Origin of the sequence: Streptomyces sp. CBMA123 (assembly GCF_014596465.1) — a bacterium.
GTDB lineage: Bacteria > Actinomycetota > Actinomycetes > Streptomycetales > Streptomycetaceae > Kitasatospora.
The window spans coordinates 1-776 of sequence record NZ_MECK01000528.1 but is presented as its reverse complement, the minus strand read 5'-3'; the positions used below and the strand labels follow the sequence as shown (position 1 = coordinate 776).

The following is a 776-nucleotide window of genomic DNA, read 5'->3' as shown; positions in this document are numbered from 1 at the left end:
CGGTCGACCCGATGGGGCCCGCCCATGACCGCGAGCAGCACCCGGCCCGGCCCAGCGCCGTGCGCCCCCCGCACCACCGAGGCGCACGACCGCACCCACGCGCCGGATTCCCCCGCCCCCGGCACGCCGTCGTACCACCGGCTCACCGCGCTGACCCCGATCCTGAGCGTGCGCTGCGCCCCACCCCGCCGCGGCGACGGCTGGCTCCCGGTCGCCGACCTCACCACCGACCCGGCGGCGGTGCGCGAACTGATCGCCCACGACGCCCGCCAGGGCCTCGCCCGCTACGGGCAGCCGCTACGCCCGGACGTGGCGGCCGGCTTCGGACTGCACCGCTTCGTCTGGCCGGTCTCACTGCTGTTCACCCTGCCCTGGTTCCTGGAGCGGCGCGTCCCGCTGCTGGGCCCCGGCGACGTCTCGGTGCGGCGCGGCCCCGGCTCGATGGAGCTGACGGTGCGCCCGGAGGCCTTCGCCTGCCTGCCGGACGACCCGGCGGCCGGCTCGCCGGAGGCCCGTACGGCGCCGGACGAGGACGCACTGGCCGCCGAACTGCGGTACGCGCTGGGCGAGTTCCTCGCACCGGTGCTGGCCGCCTTCGGGCCGGAGACGCGGCGCGGGCCCCGGGTGCTGTGGGCGATGGCCACCGACGCGGTGGTGGAGGGGCTCTGCCACGCGGGCGGGCTGCTCGGGGAGCAGGAGCGGGCGCGCGCCGAACTGTCCGCACTGCTGGCCCCCGGGGGGCCGTCCACACCGCCGGCACCGCCGGCACTCGGCAA

General features: G+C 78.5%; 1 protein-coding gene. It reads left to right on the top strand.

The window, feature by feature from the left end:
- Positions 1 to 24: 24 nt before the first annotated feature.
- A partial coding sequence (locus BG452_RS35910) for an iron-sulfur protein (protein WP_188308527.1) occupies positions 25 to 776 on the top strand: 752 nt, incomplete at its 3' end.